Raw genomic sequence first — 26,379 nt, forward strand, 5'->3', positions numbered from 1 at the left:
GCGCGCTTATTTCACCAGTTTCCGCACTTCTTCTTCGTTTACGTTGACCGGATACTGCTGGCGCAACTGAGCGAGCCACTGTTGCTCCAGCTGGGTCTGGTAATCGTTGATGACGGCCCCCCGCGCTTCGGCAAACGTTTTAGGACGGGGCGGTTCAACCCGACTGATCGTAACGGCCACGGCTTTTTCCGAGGGGTGTAAAACGGTGGTTCCGGCTTTCCAGGGGTTGACGCTGTCCAGATAGGTGTTCGCGCCTTTGGCGAAGACACCTTCTACGACCTCTACCGGGGCACCGGCGCTGCTGAGCACATTAGCAACATCGGCTTTTGCGTTCGAGAAGTACTGAAACGATACCTTACGCTGAGCCGCCGGATCTGACAGGCCGGGGCGTTGTTCGCCCTGGTAGTCTTTCTCCATGATCCGGTTCAGCGGTACGCCGTTCTGCTGCAGGTAACTGACAACCGCCCGAACACGGCCGGCCGATACCGAATCCCGCTCGGCCGGATCGTGCGATCCGGCTACTTCGACGAGGTAGTCTGGATTGCGGGTCATTACAACCAGCACATCGAAGAGCCGCTCGCGCAGGTCAGCATTTAGTGCTGTCTGGTTGCGGCCGTAGGAAAGGTCGGGGGTAGCGCGTTTCAGCTGATAGGGCGCGTTACGGGACAGCAGGGTCTGGGCCTGTTTCAGCAGGTCGTCGGTGGGGGCAATGATAACCGTAGCGGCCGCGCGTTCGGGAAACTGGTAGCGAGCTTTATGCTGCTCGTAATAGCGTTGCTGACCGGTTGAGTCGGTCATGGACCGTTCCCAGACGTGCTGCTCCATGACCTGTGAGAGCAGGACCCCATCGCGTATTTCGCTCATCAGCGACCGGAACTCCGGCGACTTTTTGTCCAGGTTCCCTTCTTCGGTAGCGATGAGCTGATCGCCGATGAACCGGTCGAGCAACCGGCGCATCACAACCTGGGGCGATCCGGTAATGGGCGTACTGACTGGAGTTATGGCGGCCATGGCCGGGTTGCGGGCCGGTTGCTGCCGCTGCCGGACATACTCGTAGAACGTATCGACCGTGTAGGGGGTGTCGGCAATATTGACGATAGGCTTGTTCCGTAGGGCTTCGTCGAGCGGAGTCGTGTAACGCCATTGACCGCGCAGCAGGCTGCTATCGGCTTTGGCGAATGCCAGATTCAGGACGTCTTTATTTTCATTGACCGAATACTGTTTGCGAAGCTGTTGGATCGTAGCCTGCCGCAGCACGTCGGCCCGGGTGTCGGTCATGACGCGCTGCCGGAGCGTAGGGGCCAGGGTTTCGTAAGGCTCCAGACCTTTTCGTTCGATTAGTTTGATGATGTGCCAGCCGTAATTAGTCCGGACTGGCTGCGAGAGCTGCCCGGGCTGCGTGAGCCCGAAGGCGGCATCTTCAAACGACAGCACCTGCCGACCTGTTTCGAACAACGGCAGTATGCCCCCGTTTCCTTTCGACGTCAGATCGTCCGACACCTCGCGGCATACGGTTTCGAACGGTTCGCCCTGCTGGAGCCGGGCATAGGCTGCATCGATTCGGTCCCTGGCGGCTTTCTGGCCCGACTCGTCGGCACTGGGGCTCAACCGAACCAGGATGTGCGCCACCCGGATTTTACCCCGGCTGGGCCGACGGTCGTTTACCCGAACCAGGTGGTAACCCGAGCGGGTCCGGACCGGGCCTGACACCTGTCCGGCGGCCGTGTTGTAGATGACTGTTTCGAGAGGATATACGACCGAGAAGGTTGTAAAATAGCCCAGCGAACCGCCATTGTCGGCGGTGGTGGCATCCTGCGAGTTTTCTCGCGCCAGCGCAGCGAAATCTTCACCCGCCTGCACCCGCTTTTGCAGGGCTACGGCTTTCTGGTAGGCGGCCAGGGTATCAGCAGGCGCTGCGTCTTCGGGGGCGGCAATCAGGATGTGAGACGCATTGACTTCTTCCCGCATCCGTTGGTAGGCTTCGGCTGCCAGCGACTCTACCAGCACTTTATCAATCAGGTACGATTGCGCCAGCTGCTTGCGGTAGGTAGCCATTTCTTCCCGAAAGGCTTCGGTTGTGTCGCGACCTTCGGCTTCGGCCGCTACTACTTTCAGTTTTAGATTCGTGTACAGATCAAAATAGTCTTTCACGTCAGTCCGCTGGGCCGAGTCGGCCGATAACTGATTCTTGGTGAATGACTGAAAAAAATCATCGGTCGTAAAGGCTTTCGTTCCCAGGGTCAGAATAACCGGTTTGGGAGGAGCCGCCTGCTGAACAACCGGGGTTGTCGTTTTGCAGGCTGCCACGAAAAAGGCCAGTACAAGACCGCCGGTAAGGTGGCGCATAGCGTCGGGATAATTGATTCGGGGGTACTTACTGAACAAGCGCGTGTTGGAAAACATTCGTCTGATAGAACGATTTGAGCGGTAGGCTTATTGGCGGGCCGGTCTGATTTGTGCGGTCCGGAGCAGGATGTCGTACTCCAGCTGGTAGTCGAAAACGTCGCGGAGGTTCCGCCCTTTGAAGGTGGCCGGAATCCGAACAAACCGCTGTTTTTTGGCCCGTAGATCAGCTTCGCGCAGGTCAGCGCTGCTCTGACCCAGCAGGTCATCGTCGTCGAACTGATCGACTAGTTTAAGGCCTATGCCGGAAGCAGCCAGCCCGGCAGCTACGTATTTCAGAGGGGTCAGTACTTCCGTGGCCGTTAATAGAAAAGCAGCCGGACCCGCGACTACGTTATGGACCCGCCGAATCTGATCGAGAAACTGGTTCGCCCGGTTGTAGTCGTCTACTTCGATCAGCACCAGCGACGCAACCAGTCGGCCGTTGCGGGGCAAAGCCAACCGGATGGGCTGGGCCGGTCCCTTGGCCGGTGCCCCGCTGCCCGTTGCGGCCAGATCGAGCCGTTGCCCGCGCCGGACCGTTTCTACGCCCCAGCCCCCGTTGACAACGCCCACGGGTTTGCCCTCCGCATCGTAACTGGCAAGTGAGTAGGCCAGCATCAATTCATCGCGCTGGCTCAGGGTTTCTTCGAGATTGTTGGCGTGTAACGAATGCGGCTGCAGCTCAGCCATCAACGGCTTTTGCGGAGCGCATGACAGCAGCACAACGGAAAGCGCAAGCGGGCCGGAAAGCCAGGTAACGAACGAACGGCGGATAGATAGCATAACCTGTAAACCAAAAGGGTAAATCGACACTAAAGAGCAGGCTCCTGCTGGCTCAGGCAATGAAAACTCCCCAGTCCCCATACGATGTCGGTCGAGTCGATGCCGATAACCTGCCGATCCGGGAAACACTGGCCAAGAATATCCAGCGCAGGCTGATCTTTATCGCACCGGAAGGTAGGCACGATGACCGACCCGTTGGTAATGAGGAAATTGGCGTAAGAGGCCGGCAGGCGAAGCCCATCGCTCACCACCGGGTCGGGCATGGGCAGCTCAACAATGTTCAGCTGCTTGCCGTTCAGGAGCCGCATGCTGCGCAACTCATGATGAATGTCCTGAAGAAACGGGTAGTTGTCGTCGCTGGGGTTGGCCTCGTAGGCGGCAACGACCGTGTCTTCGTTGACGAACCTGACCGTATCGTCGATATGGCCATCGGTATCGTCGCCCACGATTCCTTCTTCGACCCACAATACCTGCCGAACGCCATAATAATCATACAGGTACTGCTCGATGTCGGCCTGGGTGAGGTGGCTGTTACGGTTTTGGTTAAGCAGGCAGGCCCGGCTGGTCAGCACCGTGCCCGCTCCGTTGAACTCAACTGATCCGCCTTCCATGATAATACTCCCGGTAGGTGCTGTGGGGGTAACGTAGTCCAGGCCACGGAACTGGGCAATCCGGATCGGAATCATATTGTCGAGGTCGAACGGCGGGTATTTGTTACCCCAGGCGTTGTAGCCCCAGTTTACGATCATTCGCTGCTGCCTGGCTGGGTTGATCAGAAAGGCCGGCCCGTGATCGCGGCACCAGGAATCGTTGGTGGGGTGGGGCAGGAGGGTAACCCGGCTCATATCGACGTTGGCAGCCCGCAGCCGGTCTTCGGCAGCCTGCATGACCTGTTCGTTATGCGCGTTGATACAGACCTGTTCGCTCCGGGCAATGGCTTTGATGAAGTCAATATAAGCCGGAAACATCAGCTCCTGCCGGTCGCGAGTCCAGGAGGCTTCGGTATGGGGCCAGCTGAGCCAGGTGGCTACGTGCGGGTGCCATTCGGCCGGAAAGAAAAAGCCCTCGCGGGCGGGCGTACTGGTAATATCGGATGTAGTGTTCACAGACAGGAACGTTGTGCGGGTTCGATAAACGCCCGCAAATTTACGAAATTGATACAGGTCTGTCGTTACTTTCTGCCATTCGGCCCGGGCTCTGGCCTGCCCGGCTCCGGTTTGGGAGGCCGGGCACAGGTCGACCGGAAGGGTTTAGTAACCGGCTCAGGCTGGCAAAACCAGCGACCGGACAGTCTCGACGGAGAGATCGGTGAAGTCCGGGATAATAAGCGAAGCGCCCGTCGTTTCCAGCTCAGCCCGCGTGTGGGTAGTGGCAACGGCAACAACCGCCATGCCCGCCCGCAGGCCAGCCTCAATGCCGGCGAAGGCATCTTCAAACACCACGCATCGAGCGGGCGGAACACCCACCCGTTCGGCGGCTTTGAGATAAATTTCCGGATCGGGCTTGCCGCGTTGAACCATACTGGCATCAACCACCGCGTTGAAATAGGGGCGGAGCGGCAACCCATCGAGGGTAAATGTAACATTACTCATCGGCGCCGAGGTGCCTACGGCCAGCCCCACATGAGCCGCTTTCAGGGCATTCAGGAACGACAGCAGGCCGACCGCAGGTTGGAGGTGCGGCCGGTACAGATTCCGGTAGATGGCTTCCTTTTCTTCGGTCAGCACAATCAGCTCACCCGGCGATACGGGCCGTTGAAACACATAGGCCATAGCATCGGCCGAGACCCGACCGTTGATGTGGTCCAGGTACTGGTCTCTAGTAATCGGGCGATGGTGTTGCTGCGAAAAGTGCAGCCACGCATTGATATGAAAGTCGGTGTTGTCGATCAGGACGCCGTCCATGTCGAAGAGAGCTGCCCAGGAATAAGTAGCGTCAGAAGCGTGGGTCATACGCAGGTTGGTTGTATTCTGGGGCAAAGAAACGAGTTTGTTCGGTAAGCACCCAGCTACCTAAATAAACCATGCCTGATCTGGCGGGTTTAGTGGTTATGCAAACAATAAGTACACTGCCCGCAGCCATTGATGCGCTGCTGTCGAAAGGGCATTCACCCGAGGAAACCCTGAACCGGGTTGTTGAAACGGTTGGGCTGACCCTGGGGGCCGACCGCTGTTTTCTGTACGTTCGTCAACCCGATCAGCAGCGGGGGCGGATTGCGTTCTGCTGGCGGAAAGATGCCCGCATTCCGGATGTGATTCAGCCCGACTGGCAACCCGATACGACCGACTTACCCGACGAAGATCCACTGTTTCGGGCGGCTCTCAGCCTGCAACCGTCGGTATACGTAGACGACGTAGAAACGGCAGGGCCAGAGGTGCTGAACCGCTCGTTTGAGCACGAAACGTTTGGTCACCGGGCGCTGGTGCACGCCCATGTTCAGCAGGACGGCGCGCTGTGGGGTATTCTACAACCCTGTCAGTTTGGCCAGCCCCGGCACTGGACTGAAACCGAAAAAACAGAAATCGAAGCTGTACTGCCGCGTATCTACCCTGTCATACGGGCGTTTGTGGGTCTGTAAGCAGTACGTCGCCTGCCAGTACGGCTGCTTCGTGAAGTAATTCAGTGGCGACCAGCTCATCCGTAACGTCTTCTATCTTTTCGTCGAACTCATCGAGCCGGTCCGAGGCACCAGCCGATTGCATACCCAGCAGAAACCGGCCTATGTACAACAGATTGAGCGAGAAGCGAAGTTCGGGTAACGAGTGGCTGTGTCGGGTGTGCGGTTCGGTCTGCATACGTGCATAACACCGCGTGGGCCTATGTAGTGCCGAAGCCCGGCCTGAGAGAAAACATATGCTGTTTCTCCCAGGCCGGACTTCCGTATAAAGGGGGGCTACAGCTCTTTGATCTTCATATTTCGGAAGTAGATGGGCGCCCCGGCATGTTTGCCCTGCAACCCAATATAGCCCCTCAGCGGCAGGTCGGCGGCCGGTTTATTGAGCCAGGCCGGTACTTCAGAGCCGTCGGGGTTGGTCTTGGCAGAGGTGAACTTGGTAAGATCGATGGTATTGACCAACTCGTTGTTCAGTACGATATAAATCATTTTGCCCTGGCAGGTAACGGTATACCGGTTCCATTCGCCGGGACGTTTTACGTTGCTTTTGGTGGGTGCCTGATGGCCAAAAAAAGCGCCACACTGCCAGTTTTTTGGTGCTTCGGACCACTGTTTAGCGTAGTCGTCGGCAATCTGAATCTCAACGGAATTCGGAATCCAGTTGGTCGTATCGCTGCAATGAACAACAACTCCGCTGTTGGTACCATCGGCTGTCTTGAAGAACAGGTCAAGAACAAAGTCGCCGTAGGGTTGGGCCGTCCAGATGGCTTTGTCGGCGCTGGCGGTCAAAACCCCCTCTTCGTAGGTCCATATTCCCTTGGGATAGCTGGCATCGGACAGGTCGGTGGCAAAGAGAGGTTTCCAGCCAGCTCCGCTTGGGTTTGGATGGCCTTTGGGGGGCGTTTGGGCCAGGAGCCGGGTAGCAACACCGAGCAGGATGACCGTTAGAACAAGCAGTTTTTTCATTCAACAGATGGATTTACAAAAGAAAGTAAAGAAAGCAGGGTATTTCCTCATTCGCAACACCAGCCATGACCAGCCGCCCGTCCGGCTTCAGGCTGGACAGCTTACAGACACCAACGCCCCCGCCTGGAGCCGGGCGGGGGCGTTTGATCATACCTGGCAGCAGGCCCGTCAGGCAAAAGCGGAGGCTATTTCTGAGGGAGTGGCGTCAGCCTCCTGCCGAAAGCTCTTCATGATCCAGCCCCCGCCAATGACGTCGTTACCTTCGTAGAAAACAGCCGCCTGTCCCGGCGCAATGGCCGATACACCTTCGTGGAACCGAACCTCGATGCGGTCGTTGTCGGTCTGGCTGATGGTGGCGGGAGTTCCGTCGTGTTTGTAGCGCACTTTGGTAACCGTTTCGAGAGGGCCGCTGATGCGATCGTATTTTTGCAGATTCAATTTGCTTACGATCATCCCGTCGCGGTACAGATCTTTATCGACGCCGAGAACGACCTCGTTGGTGTCCTTACGAATTTCGGTTACGAACATGGGTTGGCCAAACGCCATACCCAGCCCTTTGCGCTGGCCAATGGTGTAGAACGGGTATCCGTCGTGCCTGCCAAGCACTTTGCCGGTTCCTTCCTGAATGAAATTACCACCGGCTACTTCGGTTTCCAGCCCCGGAACCCGCCGTTTCAGGAATCCGCGGTAATCGTTGTCGGGCACGAAGCAGATTTCGTACGATTCTGACTTCGTGACGAGTTCTATAAAGCCGCGGTCGGTGGCCATGTCGCGGATTTCCGACTTGCGCAGGTGCCCCAGGGGTAATTTTGTCCGGCTCAGGCTTTCCTGCGACACGCCCCAAAGCACATACGACTGGTCTTTCAGCGTATCGACCCCTTTCGAGATGATATGCCGCCCGTTTTCGGTGCGTATGTGAGCGTAGTGACCCGTAGCGATCGACTCGCAGTCGAGCCGGTCGGCCCGGCGGAGCAGCGCATCCCATTTGATATGGGTGTTGCACATGACGCAGGGGTTGGGGGTGCGCCCTTCCAGGTATTCGCCCGTGAAGTGATTGATGACCGCATCGCCGAACTCTTCGCGGATGTCGAGGATGTAGTGCGGAAAGCCGAGGTTAACCGCAATGTTGCGGGCGTCGTTGATGCTGTCCAGGCTGCAGCAGCCCGTTTCTTTTTTGGTGCCTCCTGATGAGGCATAATCCCAGGTTTTCATGGTCATCCCGATGACCTCGTACCCTTGTTCGTGCAGCATAACGGCTGCCAGCGAAGAATCGATGCCGCCACTCATAGCGACCAGAATTCGTCCGTGTTTGCTCATATCTGCCGGGGTTCAAAGCCCCGCGATTATTGTGTTTCTGAATAGGCCGTCCCTGTTTGGGAACAGCACACAAAGGTACGAACGCAAAGAGAAGGGGTCTTAGTTTCGGCTTGCCAATTCTTTCATCATGTCGATCAGCGGTATGACCGTCACCTCGTTAGCTATGGGATAACGCTCACTACCGGGGTAGACAAGAAAGCGTTTGGTAGCACCGATGTCTTCGCAACCCATGTAAAATCCCTTTGACAGGGACGGGGCTAACGAACGTTTGATCTCTACAGCGTATCGTTGCGTTGAGCCTTGCTCCAGTACCAAATCAATCTCGGCTCCGGCCGATGTGCGATAAAACCAGGGAGTTGTACCAATGGGTAGGCAGGATAACAGATTTTCGATGACGAACCCTTCCCAACTGGCTCCAACAACCGGATGTCCCAACAAATCATCCAGCGAAGTTAGGTTCAGTAAAGCGTGGGTGAGGCCGCTATCCCGAATGTACACTTTGGGCGATTTAACCAGTCGTTTACCTACATTGCCCGACCATGGCCGCAGGGTACGGATAAGCAATTTATCTTCCAGTAACTCAATACACCTACCGCCGGAAATTCATCCAGAAGCTGCGCTAGTTCTGTTTGGGCTGTTCCAGGTATCATCCTTGTAAATCTAACACGGTGTGTTAGATTTACAAGGTAAAAATTCAATTAAATATACTATAATTGAGTTTTAGTTTATTTAAAAAGTCAAATATATACAGGTAGGTAAGTGCCGATTACGGGTAAATCAGATACTTCTTCCGCATCTGCTTATAAGCCGACAGGCCGGGCTCCCAGCTCTGGCGAATCTCTTTCTCGCTCTTACCGGCAATGATCTGCTGCTTCAGCTTCTCGGTGCCGGCCAGTTTGTCGAAGTTGCCAATCTCTTTGCTCTGGCTCATGTCGAAAAAGCGGGCTTTGTCCGGGTAGGCCTTGTATAGCTCCATAAGCCATTGCAGATTCAGCTGCCTGGTTTTGCGCAGCTGGTTCGTATCGTAGGTGCGCAGATCGATGCCGTAGCAGTCGGTGTCCTGATGCAGCGGGGCCTCTTTCATGCCTTTGATGCTGATGGGTCGGAACGAGAAGTCGTAAATGCCTTTCAGCGCCGGTGCGCCCAGCACGGTAAACGGAATATAGGTGCCCCGGCCCTGGCTAATGATTGTTCCTTCGAACAAACAGATACTCGGGTAGAGCAGGATGGATTGCAGAGTGTTCAGGTTAGGCGATGGGGCTACCGGCAAAACATAGGGTGTGTCGTGGGTATAGTTGGCTACCTTGATGATACGCAGCGGGCAGCGCTGCCTGTTCGGGAGCCAGCCTTCGCCGTTGATCAGCTGGGCAAACTCGCCAATGGTCATGCCATGCGTAATCGGAATGCGGTGCATGCCGATCCCCGAATGCAGGTGGTCTTCCAGAATCGGGCCGTCGACAATAAAGCCGTTCGGGTTGGGCCGGTCCAGGATCAGCAGCTCTTTGTTATGCTCGGCGCAGGCTTCCATCACGTGGTCGAGCGTGTTGATGTAGGTGTAAAACCGGCACCCAACGTCCTGAATGTCGTAGATCAGCAGGTCGATATTGGCCAGCTGTTCTTTCGATGGCTTCTTGTTCTTGCCGTACAGCGAAATAATGGGAATGCCGGTTTTAGGATCGACGCTGTCGTCGACCTTAGCCCCGTTGCTGGCATTGCCCCGAAAGCCGTGTTCGGGTCCAAATATGCTTACTATGTTCACGCCGAGACTCACCAGGCTATCGACACTGGGTTTGCGACCGATAATCGAGGTCTGATTGACGACCATCCCAATCCGTTTTCCTTTCAGGTACGGCAGGTAGGCCGACACTTGATCGGCCCCGGTCATCAGGGGCTGACGGGCTGTTGCTGTATCCGTTGTGGACGTTACCGGTTGGAGAACAGCCGCCGGATGCAGGGCGGGTAAACTACCAAGCACCAGGGGCAGGAGGGCAAAGAAACCAAGTTTCATAGTGAGTCAGCGTAGGAAGTAAGGCCGCAAGTTGTCCATAAACGGGGTTTCATCCAAAAGAGCCCATCTGAACGGTCACATGGGCCGTTAATCGGTTCGTTGGTAACTTTTTCGCCAGAAATCGGGTAAACGGCAGATAGAAAGCTATATATTGTCCTGTATTACGACGTATATGCTGATCTGGTTTACCCTAACTGAACCGAAAAAATGAGGGTCGATAAGGTTGATTATCAGAAAAATACCTCTTTGTCTGAAAGACCAGTACATCCACTTCTGCTTTCGGCGGGATGGGTACTGGCAGTGATCGTTGCGGTGGCAATACCGTTTGGCGAAACCTTGTTTGCCGGCCTCCACAGCGCCGGTCCGATCAACGAGCTGGCCCGTAAGCCATAAAAAAGGAGATCCGCCCGGGTCTCCTTTTTCTGAATAGTAGCCAGTCAGACGGCTAGACATCTTTCATCAACCCGCGCCGGCGAAGCAGGGGTTTGATGTCGGGTTCGGCTCCCCGGAAGTTGCGGTACAACGTCATCGGATCTTCGGTACCGCCTTTCTCGAGAACGTTTTTGCGGAACGACTGCGCCGACTTGGGGTCGAACAGCCCTTTTTGCTTGAATACCTCAAAAGCATCGGCATCGAGTACCGCCGACCAGATATAGCTGTAATACCCGGCTGAGTAACCACCGGCGAAGATGTGCTGGAAATAGGTGCTCCGATAGCGCGGAGGGATCTGATCGATCAGGCCGATTTTGTCCATAGCCTGTTTCTCGAAGGTGAGCACGTCGGTAGGCGTCTGGCCCGGCTTGAGGGTATGGTAAGCCATATCGAGCAGCGACGCAGCCAGGTATTCACTGGTTTCGAACCCCTGGTTAAACAGACTGCTCTTTTTGATCTTGTCGATCAGCGCATCGGGAATCACCGCGCCGGTTTGGTAATGTTTGGCAAACAACCTGAGCATCTCCGGTTCAACGGCCCAGTTCTCCATAATCTGCGACGGCAGTTCTACAAAATCGCGGGGTACCGACGTGCCCGACTGACTCCCGTAATGGACGTTGGACAGCAGCCCGTGCAGGGCATGACCGAACTCATGGAAAAACGTAGTGGTCTCGTCCAGCGTCAGCAGGGCCGGTGCGTTGCCGGTGGGTTTCGAGAAGTTACAGACAATGGAAACGACCGGCGTAATTTTCTGGCCGTTGTCCACTTCCTGCCGCCGGTAGCTGGTCATCCAGGCGCCACCGCGTTTGCTGGCCCGTGGGTGAAAATCCATGTACATCAACCCGAGGTGTCGCCCGTCGGCTTCTTTTACTTCATAGGCAACCGCTTCTTCGTGATAGGTCGGCACATCGGCGCGACGCTCGAAGCGGAGGCCGTAGAGCCGGTTGGTTAGGGTAAAAATTCCCTCGCGCACATTCTCCAGCGAGAAGTAAGGCCGTAGCTCCTGCTCATCGAGCGCGTACTTTTCTTTACGCAGTTTCTCGGCGTAGTAGCGCCAGTCCCAACTGGCCAGTTTCTCGCCTTTACCCGTTCTATCCATCATAGCCTGCAGGTCGGCGGCCTCTTGTTTCGCAACAGGCACCGTGGCCGACCAGAGCTGGTTCAGCAGCTGAGCTACTTTCTCGGGTGTCTGGGCCATGCTTTCTTCGAGTCCGTAGGCTGCGTGGCTGTCGTAGCCCAGCAACTGCGCTTTTTCGGCCCGGAGCGCTACCATCTTTGCCATGATAGCCTTGTTATCGTGTTCGTCGTTGTGATTGCCCCGTTCCAGGTAAGCCCGGAACAGTTTCTCGCGGAGAGCCCGGTTGTCGGCGTATTGAAGAAACGGCATGATACTCGGGTTCTGTAGCGTAAAGACCCATTTGTCATCGCCCAGTTTTCGCTTCTTCGCTTCGTCGGCCGCACCGGCTACAACCGAGGCTGGTAACCCGTTGAGGTCGTCGGTTTTGTCGATGACCAGCGTATAGGCGTTGTTTTCGGCGAGCAGGTTCTGGCCGAACTTCAGCGTCAGCACCGATAGCTCGCCGTTGATCTGCCGCAGCCGGTCCTGTTTGTCGGTAGTCAGGGCTGCGCCGTTGCGCACGAAATTTTTATACATCTTCTCGAGCAGCCGCTGCTGATCGCCCGACAGTTTGAGTTTGGTACGGCTTTCGTAAACAGCCTTCACCCGGTTGAACAATACCGGATTGAGCATGATATCGTCGCTGTGCTTAGCCAGTTTCGGGGCCACCGACTGGGCAATTTTCTGCAGCTGATCGTTGGTGTTGGCCCCGTTCAGGTTTCCCAGTACCGTATTGACCCGGCGCAGCAGGTCGCCACTGGCTTCGACAGCCTCAACGGTGTTGGCAAAGGTGGGCGCTGCGGTCTGTTTCGTAATGGCCGCGATTTCGGCCGTTTGTTGCCGGATGCCTTCTTCAATCGCCGGCTCAAAGTGCTCGGGCTTGATCTGGTCGAAGGGCGGCACACCAAAGGGCGTGTTATACGTACTGAAAAACGGGTTCGACGTCGGCGGATCGACTACGACGCCAGACGTGAAGGCGGTCATAAGGGTCGTCAGGGCTAAAAGAGTTAATCCAGTTTTCATAATGATGAGCCAGGCCTGGCTCGGTTTGTTGCCAAAAATAACCCTTTTCATGGTCTTCATAAAGGAGAAGTAGCTGGAGATTTGGTCAGGTCGGATGACTGTTCAGGACATATCTGTCATCGTCAGCGTTTGCCGTCGGACATTTCCGGGGGCGATATGCAGGATCAGGACCGACTCGCCCTAACTTAGCGCCCCAACTGTCAACGTGTAAACCGAAAACCGGTCATATGGCTCTGCAAACACTCGTAAAGATCTCTAACGTTACCAACCTGAGCGATGCCCGCTACTGCGCCGGCATGGGCGTCGATTTCCTGGGCTTCTCGATGGATGCCGATTCACCCGATTATATCGACCCCAAAAAATTTGCGGAAATACGGTCGTGGGTGGCCGGTGTGCAGATCGTTGGTGAGACCCGCTCCAGCGATCCCGACGTAATTGAACAACTGCTGGAGGCCTACCAGCCTGATCTCCTGCAGATCGACGAAGCCGCCATACTGCCTTACCTCACTACGTTCGACAAACCGCTCATTCTGCGGGCCGACCTGTCGCAGTTAACCCTCGATCAACTCGATGCGCTGGTTCAGTCGGGCGCGGCCGGTGCCGAATATGTCCTGATCGAAAGTCCTGACCATGTTCATTTCGACGAGGATCTGAAAAAAGCCATTCAACAACTGGCCGTTCGCCATCCGCTACTGCTGGGGACTGGCATTTCGGCAGATAACGTACATCAGCTGCTGACCGAGCTGCCGGTGAAAGGTATCGCCCTGCGTGGTGGCGATGAAGAGCGGCCGGGTAACCGCGAATTTGGGGAGCTGATGGATATTCTGGAAACCATTGAGGTCGATTAGCTACTATGCATAACCTACTATCATTGAAAACATACTTCCATCAATAGCCGCGTCCATCTGTCCAGTTCCGTTTCCACACATCCGGCCAACCTGCTACGTTTACAGTGGTTTTAGACACTAGAAGCCATGAACAAACGATTCGAACGCATCGCCGACGAAGCCATAGTAGGGGGCGTATGTGCGGGCATAGCCCATTATTTCGGTATTAACCGGACCGTAGTGCGGCTGATTTTCCTGATCGGTATTCCCTGGCCGGCCTTTCCGGCATTCCTGATTTACATTATTCTGTGGATTGCCATGCCAAAGCAGCCACTGGGTGCGTCAGTCAATCAATTAACCGTGTATTCAAATCCTGTTTTTTCCATGAACCCTTACAACCCGAACCAGCCTGCATCGCCCGACCGGAGTGTTATTGGCGGGGCCGTCCTGATTATTCTGGGCGTCTTGTTTCTGCTTGACCGCTATTTCAACATCGACTTTGGCGATCTGTGGCCGTTTATCCTGATCGCAATCGGTTTGTGGCTGATTTTTAAGGATCGGATCAAAACCCCGTTCGATTCTAACAATACCAATAATCCGAACCACCCGAATACCGATTTATAACTATGCGACGCCATAATGGATTGTTCTGGGGCATTTTTCTGCTCACGCTGGGGGTGCTGTTCCTGGCCCGAAACGCAGGATGGCTCGATGTAGACTGGCATTCGCTGGTCGATCTCTGGCCGGTGCTGCTGATCCTGGCCGGTGTCAACCTGATTCTGGAACGACGTGGCAGTTCGGCTGCGTTTGTGACGACCGTCATGTTGGGTGTCGCCGTACCGGCAACGCTCTTCGGATTCTTTGCCCATGATCGCGATCGGGATGAGTATAACTTCCGCTGGCACCGCGATAACGACGATGATGACGACGACAATCGATCGGCCGACGACGATAACGAAGACGACTACCGCGTAGAGCGGGATCGTCGGCAATCGGACAGGAGCTCGATTCAGTCGAATACGTTTACGGAGTCGATGGATGCCGACACGCGGGAGGCCGTACTGAAACTAGCGGGCGGGGCTGGGCGGTTTACCATCGGCGATCCGACGGCCGAGCTGATCAAAGCCGATACGAAGCAGCACCAGGGTACCTACTCGATGACGGTTGACCGGGACGCAACAACCCGCATTCCGACTATAGAACTGAAGCCCACAGACGAGGATCAGCACATAAACCTGAAAGATGGTGAGTTCGATAACCGCGTCGATATTCACCTCAACGCGAAACCCGTCTGGTCGATGGACGTAGCGCTGGGTGCCGGGCAGGGAGATCTTGATCTGAGTGCCTATGCCGTTAAAAGTCTGAAGGTAGGCGTCGGAGCTGCCGACCTTGACCTGAAACTGGGCGACAAAGCCGATCAGGCCGATGTGAAACTCGATGTAGGCGCGGCTTCGGTAACCGTTCACGTACCGAAAGGGGTGGGCTGCCGGATCAAAAAGGATGGCGCCCTAAATATTGAACGGCTGGACGATTTTACCAGTGTGGGCGATGGCGAATACGTCAGCCCTGGTTATGATGCCGCCAGGAAGAAAATGCTCATCCGTTTCGACGGTGGGGTGTCAAGCTTCAAGGTGGTGCGCTACTAAACAGGAGCTTCTTCATAAACAAGGCCCGGTCTGCTCACAGGCAAACCGGGCCTTGCTATATTATACACCTGAAAAGGCCGATGCGCGTCTAGTTATTCTGATTGTTCAACTGGTTGAGCAGCATCTTATTAAATGCCTGCTCGGTCCGGTACAGTTCGTTCAGCTGGGCCGCGCTGATCACCTTCAGAAACCGGTCCATATATTCCTGGTCGAGGTCGGCCAGTTTCTGGCGGGTTGCGTTTACCTCCCGCAGGCCATTTTTCAGCTGGTCATCGCTCAGGTTGTTACGGGCCGGTTCGTTGCGGAGCTGCCTGATCCGGCGGTTCAGCTCCTGCTTTTTGGCGTTGTACTCGTTATATACGGCCCAGAACTGTGGCGCCTGATCGGTAGTCAGGTTTAGCCGATTCGTGATCATACCAATTTTAGCTGCTTCGATCTTCTGGCGCCCGTTGGGGTCGTTCTGTGCTGAAGCTACCTGTGCCGTCAGCACCAGGCCTATGATCCAGCTTATCCATTTCAATTTCATAGTCGTAGAAATAGCCATAGTCATCAGGAGCCGAGATTAGTCGATTCCCGAACATTCTGTTCGTCAATAAGTTGCTGGATGTCGTCTGGCCGAACATTCAGGTACTGAATGGCGGTGGTATCGTTACCCATCGACGAATGAATCTGGTCGCTGTCGGCCAGTTCATACGGATCGATCCCCTGTTCGTCGAGGTAAGCCGCAATGGTTTCTTTGCCAACATCCGCCAGGGCTTCACTGCCCAGCGATTCCTGCCGTTCGGGTAGCGTTTGCCATACCAGTACAGCAATCAGACTGGCACCTGCCAGCGTAGCGGCTGTCCGTTGCCATGACCAGCTGATGGTAAAAGCTGGCTTTGAGCGCTGGGCCAGACGGGTCTGTACCCGCGAGGGCAACGCATCAAAATAGCCGTCGGGAGCCGTGAAAGGCGGTTGCCGGAGCGGATGCTCCGGTGGAAGTTCGTCGAGCCGGTATAGATTCTTGTCGTTCATGGCCTTTGTGTAGGTTGCACACAATTTAGGTTGTATCGGGTGTTGGACAGCTGGTTTGCGTTCAGGTTTAATCAGTTGTATCGGTTTTCGTCAGATAATCCTCGATTTTTTTGACGGCGAGGTGATACGACGCTTTCAGGGCGCCAACCGATGTTCCCGTAATTTCTGAAATTTCTTCGTACTTCATGTCGTCGAAGTACTTCATATTAAATACCAACCGTTGTTTGTCAGGGAGTTTGAGCAGGGCTTTCTGTAGTTTGAGCTGTACTTCTTCGCCACTCAGCTCGTTGCCCGACGTTACGTAATCGGCATTACTCTCCAGCTTTTCCATCAACTCACCCTCTACATCACCGATGGGCAGAAAAAAACGCCGGCGTTTCTTGTTGAGGAAGTTCAGGCACTCGTTGGTGGCAATCCGATATATCCATGTATATAACTGACTGTCACCCCGAAACTGTTCCAGGCTATTCCAGACTTTGATAAATGTCTCCTGCACCAGGTCGTCGGCATCGTCATGGTCAATAACCATCTTCCGGACGTGCCAATAAATTTTCTGCTGGTACTTACGTATCAGCAGATTAAAGGCATAGTTCCGGCTCGACGGGTCCTTAAATTTGGCTAGGAGTTCTTCGTCAGTCATTGTGCTGAATTTTCGGTGCCTGGTGTTCGGTCTGGGCGGGTACTACCGCAAACTGGCGTCTGAGAGCCCGTCCGTAAACCGAACACCAATCACCGAAAATCTTATTTTCTTGCCATTACTTTCTTCACCTGCTCAACAATTTTGTCGGCAGTAAGACCGTATTTCTGCATCAGCTGGTCGGGCGTGCCGCTTTCGCCGAAGGTATCGTGTACACCCACGTATTCGAGCGGAGCCGGGAAGTGACGGGCCAGTACCTGCGCCACGCTATCGCCCAGACCGCCGTTGAGCATGTGTTCTTCGGCCGATACCGCACAGCCCGTTTTCCGTACCGATGCCAGAATAGCCTCTTCGTCTAACGGTTTGATGGTGTGAATATTGACAATATCGGCTTCAATTCCCTGCTCGCTCAGAATTTCGCCCGCTTTGATGGCTTCCCAGACCAGATGGCCTGTGCAGAAGATCGACACCGCGTCGCCCTCATTCACGTGCCAGGCTTTACCAATTTCGAACTGCTGGTCAGCGGGGGTAAACACCGGAATGACCGGCCGGCCGAAGCGCAGATAGACAGGGCCGTCGTGCTCGGCAATGGCGATCGTAGCGGCTTTGGTCTGGTTGTAGTCGCAGGGGTTGATAACGGTCATGTTGGGCAGCATCTTCATCATGCCCAGGTCTTCCAGAATCTGGTGGGTAGCGCCGTCTTCGCCCAGGGTCAGACCCGCGTGCGAAGCGCAGATTTTTACGTTCTTGTTTGAGTAAGCTACCGACTGCCGGATCTGGTCGTATACGCGGCCCGTAGCGAAGTTAGCGAAGGTGGTAGCGAAAGGAATTTTGCCGCCAATGGTCAGACCAGCCGATACGCCGATCATGTTAGCCTCGGCGATGCCACACTGTACAAATCGCTCCGGATATTCCTTGATGAACGTTTCGAGTTTGAGCGATCCGGCCAGGTCGGCGGTCAGGGCAATGACGTTCGGGTTTGAGCGGCCCAGCTCAGCAATACCCGCACCGAAGCCCGAGCGGGTGTCTTTCTTGTCGGTATATTCGTATTTTTTCATTTGTCGTAAAGAAACGCTGTCATTGCGTTCCGGTTTGTAGTCAGTTCGCCGAAGCGAGGGTTGGCAAGCGGGATAGAATCGTATCGATAGCCGAACAGAACGCTTTACCGGCAAGCTGGTCGGCTATGTTGATATCAATAATCGGTAACGCCGATGGACAGCGGCAGGCCGTTGAGGGCTTGCTGCAGCTGGTCGGCGTTGGGAGCCGTACCGTGCCATTTGTAATTACCGACCATGTACTCCACGCCGAAGCCCATCTCGGTGTGCATCAGAATCATGGTAGGCACGTCCGGGTCTTCCTGCGATTTACGAAGCGTCCGGATCACGTCACTGATGTCGTTACCTTCCATCTCGTCTACGAACCAGCCGAACGCGCGGTACTTGGCCGCCAGATCCCGGTTGTCGTTCACGTTCTGGGTGGTGCCGTCAATCTGGGCGTGGTTAAGGTCGATGATCGCCGTCAGGTTACCCAGTTTTTTGTTTGGAGCAAACTGGGCTGCTTCCCAGATCTGACCTTCCTGCTGCTCGCCATCGCCCATGAGAACATAAACATGTTTGTCGTCGCCGTTCAGTTTTTTGGCGTAGGCGGCCCCGCAGGCAACCGACAGGCCCTGACCCAGTGAGCCCGAAGCAATCCGAACGCCCGGAATGTGCTCGGCCGTAGCTGGGTGACCCTGCAGGCGGCTATCCAGTTTGCGGAATGTAGCCAACTCCGAAATGGGGAAATAGCCAGCCCGGGCCAGCACCGAGTAAAACACGGGCGAAATGTGACCGTTCGACAGGAAGAACAGGTCTTCATCGTGACCGTTCATGTCGAAAACCGGTTTGCCATCTCCGTCCAGCTTCCGACGCATGATGTCGAAATAGAGGGCAACCATGAAGTCGGTGCAGCCAAGAGAGCCGCCCGGGTGGCCTGAGTTAACGGCGGCTACCATGCGGAGAATGTCGCGCCGTACGGCGGTAGCAATACCTTCAAGTTGTTGTAGTTCCATATACGTAGCGCGGATGTCCACGTCCGCATCTGTCTTTAAACGTGTGTGAAAACCGGACGTGGACATCCGGATTAAGATAAAATTTGTTCTGCGTGCTTTCGAGTATCGACTTTGCCGATGATGTCGGTAATGATGCCAGCTTCGTCGATCAGGAAGGTGGTGCGTACGGTACCCATGTATTTTCGGCCGTACATCGATTTCTCCTGCCAAACCCCATAGGCGTCAACAACCTGCCTGTCCGTATCCGAGACGAGCGAAAACGGCAGGTCGTATTTGCTGATGAATTTCTGGTGTGAGGCCTGGTTATCGATGCTGACTCCCAATACTTCGTAGCCGGCCGCCCGCAGGTCTGCGTAACTGTCGCGCAGGCTACACGCCTGCGCCGTACAGCCCGACGTATCATCTTTCGGGTAAAAATACAGGACTACTTTTTTACCCCGGTAGTCGGAGAGCCGGATCGGATTACCGGCCTGATCGGTACTGGAAAAATCGGGGGCTGGGTCGCCGACGGATAGAGGCATAATCAGGTCAGTTTTCGGGTTACCGTATTCAGTGGGCTGAGAAAATCCCACGCTAGCGTTTTTTTCTCTGTTTTGCCGGTGCTTTCCGAACAGGACGCGGCTCGTTGATGGTGGTACTGTCAGAGCCTATGTTGCCAGACCGGTCTTTCACCTGAACCAGCACTTCGGCGCCTACCTCAAACAATTCATCAGGGTCCAGTTTGTCGGACCATAACAAAGCCCGTTTATAATCATACTGCATCAGCACCCACTCGCCATCGACCAGCGCCCGGAATTCGGCGATGCCGGACAGATCATCGCGAATACGGGCCGAAATACCTTTGGGCGTTGCCCCGAGTATCTCGACGGTTGGCGGCAACACGTCGGTCATCAGCCGAAACTGACCCAGTGACCGGGTTTTGAACTCAATCCGGCCGTTGCGCCAGACACCGCCCAGAAAACTCGTCCGCCCCCCGCTGGTCCAGTAGGCTCGGGTGCGCGCGGTATCGATGGCAATCGGATACGTAGGCGTATGCTGCACAAGCAGGAAGTCGTTGAGTGGAATAGTCGGCTGGTTAATTTCGATACCCCCACCCGGTAGCGTACGCATGGCCAGATGCAGGGTGTCGAACAGGGTTTTAGGACTAAACTCAAGCCGCGTTGTTCCATCAACTAACACTTCTGATCGGCCGGGGAAAATGCGTTTTTTCAGATTGGTTCGCACAACGCCCCGGCCAAACTGAACGGAGTCTGGCATGTGCTGTCGCAAATCTAGGAGATAAACGGCTTGATTGCTACGGACGTAGCTGGCGGGTTGTTCCGTAAATGAGCGTCCGGTGAAGAGTTTAGCGACAGGCGGGGCCGTGGCTGATACATTTCGGACGGTTAGCTTGAGCACATTTTCGTCGGTCGTAATCGTGGCCGTTGGCTGACCTAGTGGGGCGTCTTCGCTGATATTGGTGCCTGCGGCCGGTATTTCCGTCGAGTCGTTACCTGCGCCGGCCACGGGGGTTTCCGGCAGGAGGGTAAACGTCAGGCGGGTGGCGTGGTCGTAAGCGTCGTAGAGGGTTAGCATGACCTCGTGGGGCTTACCGTCGAGCAGGGGGAGCCGGCCCCGGTAGCTGGCGTTACTCTGAAGCTTGTACAGGTTCAGTATATTGCCATCGGCAATGTAGCCCCGGTGATACCGCTGCCCGGTCATCTGCTCTACTTCGTAGTTTTCGTGAACGTTCATGAACCGCGTCTGTTCGTTCGGGAAGCTATTCATGTTGTAGGCGAAAACCTCACGGCCGTCGAGCCGGATTTCCAGACAGCTGATTCCATTCCGATAAGGCGAACCGCTGGTTTTATCATAGGCCAAGACCTCAATACCTACCAGCCCCGAGGCCGTAATAGGCTGGGTAATGGTGTAAGAACCGTCGGACCGCCGGGTAGGGGCGTAGCTAACGCGCTGGTATTCGCCGTTGATGCGCGAAGTTGGCGTCATGGTCTTGAGTGCAACGCGCTCGAAATAGGGCGGTACGTCATCCCGAATCTCCTGAAACCCATACAGGAGTGGATTGATCAGGTTGTCGTTGGCGTCGCGCACTTCAAAATGCAGATGCGGCCCGCCCGAGCCGCCCGTATTGCCCGATGCAGCAATGACATCGCCTTTGCGCACCGGAAACTGATTCGGAGCCGGGCGCAGGTCTATTTCAAACGTACGTCGGGCATATTGCTGCTGGCGCAGGTAGGTGCCGAGCGTATCGTTCAGGTTGCGCAGGTGGCCATATACGGTTGTGAGGCCATTGGGATGTTTAATGAAGATAACGTTGCCGTACCCGCCCGTAAATACCGCTATGCGCGAGATATAGCCATCGGCCGCTGCATGAACGTCCAGTCCTTCGCGACCACCGGTGCGGATGTCGAGCCCCGCATGGAAATGATTGGCTCGTAAATCGCCCAAACCGCCCGACAGCGAGTTCTGCATGCCTGGCTGAATCGGGAAAAGAAAATAATTGGGCTCAATGGCCAGGTTGGGAGCTGGCGCTGGTGTTTGTGCCAGCGCCAGACTGCCAATGGCCCAAAGCCCTGCAATCAATAGATGTTGAATCTTCACTATACGCTTGTATTCCGTGAGGGTACGTTTCTGATCAGCGAAGGCCAGCCGGCTGGCTGCTCCCTGTAAACAGCCTGCTTATTTTACATCGATCTCCAGCATTTTCCGGTCTTCGAGGTAGGCCGTAAGCCGATCTCCCACCTGTACCGGGCTAACCCCTTTCGGAGTGCCGGTGAAAATTACGTCACCCTGTTGCAGCATGAAATACCGCGACACGAAGGCAATCAGGTAATCTATTTTGAAAAGCATCAGGCTGGTGTTGCCCTGCTGCCGGGTCTCGCCGTTTACGTCCAGTCTGAAGTTCAGCTGCTGCAGGTCGGCAAATTCCGTTTTCGGTACAAAGCCTGACATAGGAGCTGAACCGTTGAAACCTTTAGCCAGCTCCCACGGCAACCCTTTTGCTTTCAGCTTGCTCTGCACGTCGCGCGCGGTGAAGTCGATGCCAACGCCGATTTCGTCGTAATATTTATGGGCGAACTTCTCGTCGATGTTCTTGCCGACCCGGTTGATTTTTACCAGAATTTCGACCTCATGGTGAACATCGGAAGAGAAGTCAGGATAAAAGAAAGGTTCGTTTTTGAGTGGAATGGCCGTTTCGGGTTTCAGGAAAATGACGGGGTCATCGGGTTGTTCGTTGTTGAGCTCCTGAATATGTTCGGCGTAATTACGGCCAACGCAGATAATTTTCATAGTAGTCAGGTAAGGCGCATGAACAGCTGCTGTGGCAAAGCCCCGGTCAAACATTTGCCGGTCAGCTGGCACTCAGCAGCCGCTGTATGACAATAAACGAATCTGAATGGCACAAATCTAAGGAGTAAAGAGGGGCTGACCGAACTCGCCCTGAAAAATTTGAACAAATCCAGTACGTTGTCGGTCATAGTACGTTAGAGTTGTCACTCAATACCCCATTATTCTATGAAAAACGCAATAATTGTTATGCTGGCCGTGGGGCTCGCCATTGGTTGCCAGAAGGTTCCCATCACAGGACGAACCCAGTTGAAGATAATTCCAAACGATCAACTGCTGCCTCTAAGTGCCCAGAACTACCGCGAGGTGCTGGATACAAGCCGGGTGGTTCGGAGCGGCTCGCAGGCCGACATGATCAAACGGGTGGGTAGTCGGCTCCGGACGGCTATGGAAAGTTACATGAACGCGAATAACTACGGCGATCGCATCAAGGGCTTCCAGTGGGAGTTCAACCTGATCGAAAGTCCGCAGGTCAACGCCTGGTGTATGCCGGGTGGAAAAGTCGCGTTCTACACCGGTATTTTGCCGTATACACAGAATGAGGCCGGTGTTGCCGTTGTCATGGGCCATGAAATCTCGCACGCGCTGGCCGATCACAGTGCCGAGCGTATGAGTGAAGGACTGCTGGCTAACGGGCTGATTCAGGGCGGTCAGATTGTAGCAGGTACCGCTGCCCGGAACAGCAACAGCCAGGTTAATGCCATCCTGCTACAGTCGGTGGGTGCTGCTTTGCCCGTAGGCTACCAAATCGGCCGGGCGTTGCCCCACAGCCGTAAACAGGAGTCGGAAGCTGATCGGCTGGGGCTCATTTTTATGGCTATGGCCGGTTATAATCCGCAGGAGGCCGTTGATTTCTGGGGGCGGATGGCGAAAGCGGGTGGTGGTAATAAGCCTCCCCAGTTCCTGTCGACTCACCCGTCTGATCAGCGTCGTATCCGGGATCTGCAGTCACTGATGCCCGAAGCTATGAAGTTCTACCGGCAGGGCTAATACTCCCATGTTTACAGACAAAAAAAGCCGTAGCTTGCGCTTCGGCTTTTTTTGTCTGTAACAGGCCACCTTACGGGGCCATGTCCTGTTATAGCGCTTCCACTACTGCTTTCACTTTTGCCGCAGCCTCTTTGAGCAGCACCGCCGACTGCACTTTCAACCCCGACTCGTCAATGATCCGGGCGCCTTCTTCGGCGTTCGTACCCTGTAGACGAACGATAATAGGAACCGGAATGTCGCCAATGGCTTTGTAAGCTTCTACCACCCCCGTGGCTACCCGGTCGCAGCGAACGATACCGCCGAAGATATTGATCAGAATGGCTTTTACGTTCGGGTCTTTCAGAATGATGCGGAAACCGGCTTCTACCGTCTTGGCATTGGCTCCACCGCCTACATCGAGGAAGTTGGCCGGTTCGCCACCCGATAGTTTGATGATATCCATGGTAGCCATTGCCAGACCAGCCCCGTTCACCATACAGCCAACGTTGCCGTCGAGTTTGACGTAGTTGAGGTCATTGGCCGACGCTTCTACCTCAAGAGGATCTTCTTCGCTGATATCGCGCAGATTGGCCAGGTCGGGGTGGCGGTACAGCGCGTTGTCATCGAGATTTACCTTAGCGTCGACAGCCAGAATTTTGTTGTCTGACGTTTTCAGCACCGGGTTGATCTCAAACATCGAAGCGTCCGTATCCACATATGCCTTATAGAGCGAGGTCACGAATTTAACCATGTCTTTGAACGCATCGCCCTCCAGACCCAGTCCGAAAGCGATCTTGCGCGCCTGGAAGGGCTGTAGCCCAACCGACGGATCGATCCATTCCTTTACGATCTTTTCGGGGGTTTTTTCGGCTACCTCTTCGATATCCATACCACCTTCGGTGCTGGCCATGATGACGTTACAGGCTTTGGTACGATCGAGCAGGATACTCAGATACATTTCTTTCGGCTCCGATACGCCCGGGTAGAAAACGTCCTGCGCAACCAGCACCTTGTTCACCTTTTTACCTTCGGGTCCCGTCTGGTGCGTCACGAGCACGTTGCCAATCAGGTTTTTGGCAATGTCACGCACGTCGTCGACCGATTTGGCCAGGGCCACGCCCCGCTGTTCGCTGCCAACAACTTTGCCTTTGCCCCGTCCGCCCGCGTGAATCTGAGATTTCACGACAACGAACTTTGAACCATACTGCGCCATGATAAGCTTGGCGGCCTCAACGGCTTTTTCGGGCGATTCGGCTACGATGCCTTCCTGAATGCGGACGCCGTATTTTTTGAGAATTTCTTTCCCCTGATACTCGTGGATGTTCATAGCAACTGCAACAAGAGCGTTGAAAATCGTAATTTTGGCGGCAAATTAAGACTAAATGCCGAATGATGAACGCCGAATGATGAATGATGTCAATTGACGCATCGCTATTGTCGTTTATCGTTCGGTATTCATCTGTCATCCTTCTTGCTAATGCCCCTGCTCCAAGCTTCTGATCTGCGCCGGAATTATGGCGAACTGCCCGTTCTGAAAGGAATCAACCTGAGTATTGAATCTGGCGAAGTTGTTTCTATCGTAGGAGCGTCGGGCGCTGGTAAAACCACCCTGCTGCAAATTCTGGGCACCCTCGACCGACCCGATACCGGTGAGTTGCATCTGGCTGACCAGAACGTTTTTTCGCTGAACGACCGGCAGCTGGCGCGTTTTCGGAACGAGCAAATCGGTTTCGTTTTTCAGTTTAACAACCTGCTGCCCGAGTTTACCGCCCTCGAAAATGTTTGTCTGCCTGGTTTCATTGCCGGCAAAGACGAGCGTAGCGTTCGTGAGCGGGCTGCATCACTACTGGATACGCTGGGGCTCAAGAATCGACAGCATCATTTTCCATCGCAATTGTCGGGGGGCGAGCAGCAGCGCGTGGCGGTGGCGCGGGCGCTCATTAATGAGCCAGCTATAGTGTTCGCCGATGAGCCCAGCGGAAACCTGGATTCCCGAAATGCCGAAGATCTTCATCAGCTTTTCTTCCGCCTGCGCAATGAATTTGGTCAGACCTTTATTATCGTTACGCACAACGAGGCCCTCGCTGCCCTGGCCGATCGAACTATTATGATCCGGGACGGTGTAGTTGAATAAGTAAATATACTCATAATTTTGTTAGCTATTTTCTGCATCGACGATAGTTTTATTGCTTGATTATTAGGTGTTTATAAAAAAGTAAAAAAAATATTTTGGGAAAAAGAATCAATCTTGTTTATTTTTGTTCTATAATTGTGTCGAAAAGAAAAGTTTTTCATAACGTTGAGTAAATCAGAAAGCCAAGAGAGTATCTCGCTTGGCTTTTTTGTTTTTGTCCCCGCATCAATAAGCAGTCTCTGGTTTCGTTAGCGACCTGCCAGCAGTCTTCGTTGCTGCTCGTATTCTTCCCTTACTAATCCGTACAGTTTCAGGCATAGTAGGTCTCATCTACGTGTGTACACTGGCGCAGGGTTCCTTCGTAACAAAAACTTATCGACTGATACAGGGCCTCAGCGCGAGTATTGAACGCCCGTATGTCCAGCCACAGGCGATTCGCCTTATATCCATCAAATACCAGCTCCATAAGCCGGGCAAGCGTAGCCCGTTCCTTTTTAGCCTGTGTAAAAAGCCATTTTAAGAAGTGTGGCTTTATCTGGACTCTTCAAACCCGATAGAATGCAGTGACCTATCGGGGTTCCTTCGGTCAAGACTATAAAACATGCAGAGTCCGAATCTGCTACTGCGTTATCATATTGACCAAGTCCCAATTGACCCACGAGTCGTTGGTATTCGGTATGGTTTTCCAGGGCAATAGCAAATGGGAAGGAGTTCTGGGAGAGTGATAGTAAAGAAATCGCAGGTGTAAACCTTGTTGTCGGACCTACCTGTATAGTTGTTTTCCGGATTTTACTGTTTTGCTGGCTCGGCGCATTTTGCCGCTGATAAGTTGCATAGAAGCACATCAGTTGAATAGGCTATGGATATCTGTTTGGCGGTATTGTTGGTTGTGTATAAACTACTTATATAAAATGTTACTCACTAAAAGTCACCTTTCGGAACTACCGAATAATCAATTTGGCTATTTACGTACTATTAGGCAAGGTTTTTGTTTAATATTTGGCGACGATACACCTAAAAAAGTTAAACAAGAAATTTTATGAGAGGTCAGTCTACCAAAAGACCACTGCCTGTACCAGATATTGCCGAAATGGACTCCATATTAATGAGTT

The 26,379-nt window shown here is 54.4% G+C and carries 26 protein-coding genes; 7 read left to right on the top strand and 19 right to left on the bottom strand.

Annotated elements, in window-relative coordinates:
* Nucleotides 1–6: 6 nt before the first annotated feature.
* The 4 genes from FBR45_RS06950 to FBR45_RS06965 form a co-directional block, all read right to left on the bottom strand.
* Complete coding sequence (locus FBR45_RS06950) at nt 7–2,346, bottom strand: peptidylprolyl isomerase (protein WP_138500583.1); 2,340 nt, start codon at nt 2,344–2,346, stop codon at nt 7–9.
* 87 nt (nt 2,347–2,433) lie between these two features.
* On the bottom strand, nt 2,434–3,168 hold the full coding sequence (locus FBR45_RS06955) for a hypothetical protein (protein ID WP_138500585.1): 735 nt from the start codon (nt 3,166–3,168) through the stop codon (nt 2,434–2,436).
* Between the two features lie 29 nt (nt 3,169–3,197).
* On the bottom strand, nt 3,198–4,274 hold the full coding sequence (locus FBR45_RS06960; protein WP_246082134.1) for an agmatine deiminase family protein: 1,077 nt from the start codon (nt 4,272–4,274) through the stop codon (nt 3,198–3,200).
* Nucleotides 4,275–4,430: 156 nt separating this feature from the next.
* Nucleotides 4,431–5,120, bottom strand: a complete 690-nt coding sequence (locus FBR45_RS06965) for an HAD family hydrolase (protein WP_138500587.1) — start codon at nt 5,118–5,120, stop codon at nt 4,431–4,433.
* A 98-nt stretch (nt 5,121–5,218) separates the two neighbouring features.
* Between FBR45_RS06965 and FBR45_RS06970 the strand changes: the two genes are divergently transcribed.
* A complete protein-coding gene (locus FBR45_RS06970; RefSeq protein ID WP_138500589.1) occupies nt 5,219–5,746 on the top strand; it encodes a GAF domain-containing protein in 528 nt (175 codons plus the stop codon).
* Here FBR45_RS06970 and FBR45_RS06975 read toward each other — a convergent pair.
* The 5 genes from FBR45_RS06975 to FBR45_RS06995 all read right to left on the bottom strand — a co-directional run bounded on the left by FBR45_RS06975 (nt 5,721) and on the right by FBR45_RS06995 (nt 10,073).
* On the bottom strand, nt 5,721–5,963 hold the full coding sequence (locus tag FBR45_RS06975; protein ID WP_077920166.1) for a hypothetical protein: 243 nt from the start codon (nt 5,961–5,963) through the stop codon (nt 5,721–5,723). The two genes, FBR45_RS06970 and FBR45_RS06975, sit on opposite strands and share 26 nt — an antisense overlap.
* A gap of 98 nt (nt 5,964–6,061) precedes the next feature.
* Nucleotides 6,062–6,748, bottom strand: a complete 687-nt coding sequence (locus tag FBR45_RS06980) for a 3-keto-disaccharide hydrolase (RefSeq protein WP_129599771.1) — start codon at nt 6,746–6,748, stop codon at nt 6,062–6,064.
* Nucleotides 6,749–6,916: 168 nt separating this feature from the next.
* On the bottom strand, nt 6,917–8,065 hold the full coding sequence (gene mnmA, locus FBR45_RS06985; RefSeq protein ID WP_138500591.1) for a tRNA 2-thiouridine(34) synthase MnmA: 1,149 nt from the start codon (nt 8,063–8,065) through the stop codon (nt 6,917–6,919).
* Between the two features lie 99 nt (nt 8,066–8,164).
* Nucleotides 8,165–8,668, bottom strand: coding sequence for a DUF4143 domain-containing protein (locus tag FBR45_RS06990; protein WP_138500593.1), 504 nt, complete (start codon nt 8,666–8,668; stop codon nt 8,165–8,167).
* 163 nt (nt 8,669–8,831) lie between these two features.
* Complete coding sequence (locus tag FBR45_RS06995; RefSeq protein WP_138500595.1) at nt 8,832–10,073, bottom strand: exo-beta-N-acetylmuramidase NamZ family protein; 1,242 nt, start codon at nt 10,071–10,073, stop codon at nt 8,832–8,834.
* Nucleotides 10,074–10,280: 207 nt separating this feature from the next.
* Here FBR45_RS06995 and FBR45_RS07000 point away from each other — a divergent pair, with 207 nt between their 5' ends.
* On the top strand, nt 10,281–10,466 hold the full coding sequence (locus FBR45_RS07000; RefSeq protein ID WP_138500597.1) for a hypothetical protein: 186 nt from the start codon (nt 10,281–10,283) through the stop codon (nt 10,464–10,466).
* Nucleotides 10,467–10,518: 52 nt separating this feature from the next.
* Here the strand turns inward: FBR45_RS07000 and FBR45_RS07005 are convergent, their stop codons facing one another.
* On the bottom strand, nt 10,519–12,645 hold the full coding sequence (locus FBR45_RS07005; protein ID WP_138501982.1) for a M3 family metallopeptidase: 2,127 nt from the start codon (nt 12,643–12,645) through the stop codon (nt 10,519–10,521).
* Nucleotides 12,646–12,872: 227 nt separating this feature from the next.
* Between FBR45_RS07005 and trpF the strand changes: the two genes are divergently transcribed.
* The 3 genes from trpF (at nt 12,873) to FBR45_RS07020 (ending at nt 15,118) form a co-directional block, all read left to right on the top strand.
* On the top strand, nt 12,873–13,493 hold the full coding sequence (trpF, locus tag FBR45_RS07010; protein ID WP_138500598.1) for a phosphoribosylanthranilate isomerase: 621 nt from the start codon (nt 12,873–12,875) through the stop codon (nt 13,491–13,493).
* Nucleotides 13,494–13,619: 126 nt separating this feature from the next.
* The gene (locus FBR45_RS07015; protein ID WP_138500600.1) at nt 13,620–14,096 is read left to right on the top strand and encodes a PspC domain-containing protein; all 477 of its coding nucleotides are present in this window, start codon (nt 13,620–13,622) and stop codon (nt 14,094–14,096) included.
* 2 nt (nt 14,097–14,098) lie between these two features.
* Nucleotides 14,099–15,118, top strand: coding sequence for a LiaI-LiaF-like domain-containing protein (locus FBR45_RS07020; RefSeq protein WP_138500602.1), 1,020 nt, complete (start codon nt 14,099–14,101; stop codon nt 15,116–15,118).
* An 88-nt stretch (nt 15,119–15,206) separates the two neighbouring features.
* Here the strand turns inward: FBR45_RS07020 and FBR45_RS07025 are convergent, their stop codons facing one another.
* From FBR45_RS07025 to FBR45_RS07060, 8 genes are all read right to left on the bottom strand, one after another.
* Nucleotides 15,207–15,662 carry a Spy/CpxP family protein refolding chaperone gene (locus tag FBR45_RS07025; RefSeq protein WP_138500604.1) on the bottom strand — a complete coding sequence of 152 codons (456 nt, stop codon included), beginning with the start codon at nt 15,660–15,662 and terminating at the stop codon, nt 15,207–15,209.
* Nucleotides 15,663–15,667: 5 nt separating this feature from the next.
* Nucleotides 15,668–16,132 (bottom strand): hypothetical protein, encoded by a 465-nt coding sequence (locus FBR45_RS07030; protein WP_138500606.1) that lies wholly within the window; start codon nt 16,130–16,132, stop codon nt 15,668–15,670.
* Nucleotides 16,133–16,199: 67 nt separating this feature from the next.
* A complete protein-coding gene (locus FBR45_RS07035) occupies nt 16,200–16,772 on the bottom strand; it encodes an RNA polymerase sigma factor (protein WP_129599745.1) in 573 nt (190 codons plus the stop codon).
* 101 nt (nt 16,773–16,873) lie between these two features.
* Nucleotides 16,874–17,827 carry a transketolase family protein gene (locus FBR45_RS07040; protein WP_138500608.1) on the bottom strand — a complete coding sequence of 318 codons (954 nt, stop codon included), beginning with the start codon at nt 17,825–17,827 and terminating at the stop codon, nt 16,874–16,876.
* A gap of 134 nt (nt 17,828–17,961) precedes the next feature.
* Nucleotides 17,962–18,819: a transketolase gene (locus FBR45_RS07045; RefSeq protein ID WP_138500610.1), complete on the bottom strand. Its 858-nt coding sequence runs from the start codon at nt 18,817–18,819 to the stop codon at nt 17,962–17,964.
* A gap of 71 nt (nt 18,820–18,890) precedes the next feature.
* Nucleotides 18,891–19,340 carry a thioredoxin-dependent thiol peroxidase gene (gene bcp, locus FBR45_RS07050; protein WP_138500612.1) on the bottom strand — a complete coding sequence of 150 codons (450 nt, stop codon included), beginning with the start codon at nt 19,338–19,340 and terminating at the stop codon, nt 18,891–18,893.
* A gap of 52 nt (nt 19,341–19,392) precedes the next feature.
* Complete coding sequence (locus tag FBR45_RS07055) at nt 19,393–21,288, bottom strand: M23 family metallopeptidase (protein WP_138501984.1); 1,896 nt, start codon at nt 21,286–21,288, stop codon at nt 19,393–19,395.
* Nucleotides 21,289–21,495: 207 nt separating this feature from the next.
* Complete coding sequence (locus FBR45_RS07060) at nt 21,496–22,107, bottom strand: fumarylacetoacetate hydrolase family protein (RefSeq protein WP_077920150.1); 612 nt, start codon at nt 22,105–22,107, stop codon at nt 21,496–21,498.
* 225 nt (nt 22,108–22,332) lie between these two features.
* On the opposite strand from FBR45_RS07060, the gene FBR45_RS07065 reads away from it, so the two are divergent.
* A complete protein-coding gene (locus FBR45_RS07065) occupies nt 22,333–23,154 on the top strand; it encodes a M48 family metallopeptidase (RefSeq protein WP_138500614.1) in 822 nt (273 codons plus the stop codon).
* An 88-nt stretch (nt 23,155–23,242) separates the two neighbouring features.
* Here FBR45_RS07065 and sucC read toward each other — a convergent pair whose 3' ends face one another.
* Nucleotides 23,243–24,460, bottom strand: coding sequence for an ADP-forming succinate--CoA ligase subunit beta (gene sucC / locus FBR45_RS07070; RefSeq protein ID WP_138500616.1), 1,218 nt, complete (start codon nt 24,458–24,460; stop codon nt 23,243–23,245).
* Nucleotides 24,461–24,610: 150 nt separating this feature from the next.
* Between sucC and FBR45_RS07075 the strand changes: the two genes are divergently transcribed.
* Complete coding sequence (locus FBR45_RS07075) at nt 24,611–25,267, top strand: ABC transporter ATP-binding protein (RefSeq protein WP_138500618.1); 657 nt, start codon at nt 24,611–24,613, stop codon at nt 25,265–25,267.
* The last annotated feature ends 1,112 nt before the right edge of the window (nt 25,268–26,379 follow it).

Source organism: Spirosoma lacussanchae, from assembly GCF_005870035.1.
Lineage (GTDB): Bacteria > Bacteroidota > Bacteroidia > Cytophagales > Spirosomataceae > Spirosoma > Spirosoma lacussanchae.

Coding starts and splice junctions, on each gene's coding strand:
- FBR45_RS06965 (WP_138500587.1), bottom strand. CDS start 5,120: ATGACCCACGCTTCTGACGCTACTTATTCCTGGGCAGCTCTCTTCGAC.
- FBR45_RS07045 (WP_138500610.1), bottom strand. CDS start 18,819: ATGGAACTACAACAACTTGAAGGTATTGCTACCGCCGTACGGCGCGAC.
- FBR45_RS06975 (WP_077920166.1), bottom strand. CDS start 5,963: ATGCAGACCGAACCGCACACCCGACACAGCCACTCGTTACCCGAACTT.
- FBR45_RS07030 (WP_138500606.1), bottom strand. CDS start 16,132: ATGAACGACAAGAATCTATACCGGCTCGACGAACTTCCACCGGAGCAT.
- FBR45_RS07020 (WP_138500602.1), top strand. CDS start 14,099: ATGCGACGCCATAATGGATTGTTCTGGGGCATTTTTCTGCTCACGCTG.
- trpF (WP_138500598.1), top strand. CDS start 12,873: ATGGCTCTGCAAACACTCGTAAAGATCTCTAACGTTACCAACCTGAGC.
- FBR45_RS07040 (WP_138500608.1), bottom strand. CDS start 17,827: ATGAAAAAATACGAATATACCGACAAGAAAGACACCCGCTCGGGCTTC.
- bcp (WP_138500612.1), bottom strand. CDS start 19,340: ATGCCTCTATCCGTCGGCGACCCAGCCCCCGATTTTTCCAGTACCGAT.
- FBR45_RS06970 (WP_138500589.1), top strand. CDS start 5,219: ATGCAAACAATAAGTACACTGCCCGCAGCCATTGATGCGCTGCTGTCG.
- FBR45_RS06995 (WP_138500595.1), bottom strand. CDS start 10,073: ATGAAACTTGGTTTCTTTGCCCTCCTGCCCCTGGTGCTTGGTAGTTTA.
- sucC (WP_138500616.1), bottom strand. CDS start 24,460: ATGAACATCCACGAGTATCAGGGGAAAGAAATTCTCAAAAAATACGGC.
- FBR45_RS07015 (WP_138500600.1), top strand. CDS start 13,620: ATGAACAAACGATTCGAACGCATCGCCGACGAAGCCATAGTAGGGGGC.
- FBR45_RS06955 (WP_138500585.1), bottom strand. CDS start 3,168: ATGCTATCTATCCGCCGTTCGTTCGTTACCTGGCTTTCCGGCCCGCTT.
- FBR45_RS06950 (WP_138500583.1), bottom strand. CDS start 2,346: ATGCGCCACCTTACCGGCGGTCTTGTACTGGCCTTTTTCGTGGCAGCC.
- FBR45_RS07075 (WP_138500618.1), top strand. CDS start 24,611: ATGCCCCTGCTCCAAGCTTCTGATCTGCGCCGGAATTATGGCGAACTG.
- FBR45_RS07025 (WP_138500604.1), bottom strand. CDS start 15,662: ATGGCTATTTCTACGACTATGAAATTGAAATGGATAAGCTGGATCATA.
- FBR45_RS07055 (WP_138501984.1), bottom strand. CDS start 21,288: ATGCAGAACTCGCTGTCGGGCGGTTTGGGCGATTTACGAGCCAATCAT.
- FBR45_RS07060 (WP_077920150.1), bottom strand. CDS start 22,107: ATGAAAATTATCTGCGTTGGCCGTAATTACGCCGAACATATTCAGGAG.
- FBR45_RS06980 (WP_129599771.1), bottom strand. CDS start 6,748: ATGAAAAAACTGCTTGTTCTAACGGTCATCCTGCTCGGTGTTGCTACC.
- mnmA (WP_138500591.1), bottom strand. CDS start 8,065: ATGAGCAAACACGGACGAATTCTGGTCGCTATGAGTGGCGGCATCGAT.
- FBR45_RS07005 (WP_138501982.1), bottom strand. CDS start 12,645: ATGAAAACTGGATTAACTCTTTTAGCCCTGACGACCCTTATGACCGCC.
- FBR45_RS07000 (WP_138500597.1), top strand. CDS start 10,281: ATGAGGGTCGATAAGGTTGATTATCAGAAAAATACCTCTTTGTCTGAA.
- FBR45_RS07035 (WP_129599745.1), bottom strand. CDS start 16,772: ATGACTGACGAAGAACTCCTAGCCAAATTTAAGGACCCGTCGAGCCGG.
- FBR45_RS07065 (WP_138500614.1), top strand. CDS start 22,333: ATGAAAAACGCAATAATTGTTATGCTGGCCGTGGGGCTCGCCATTGGT.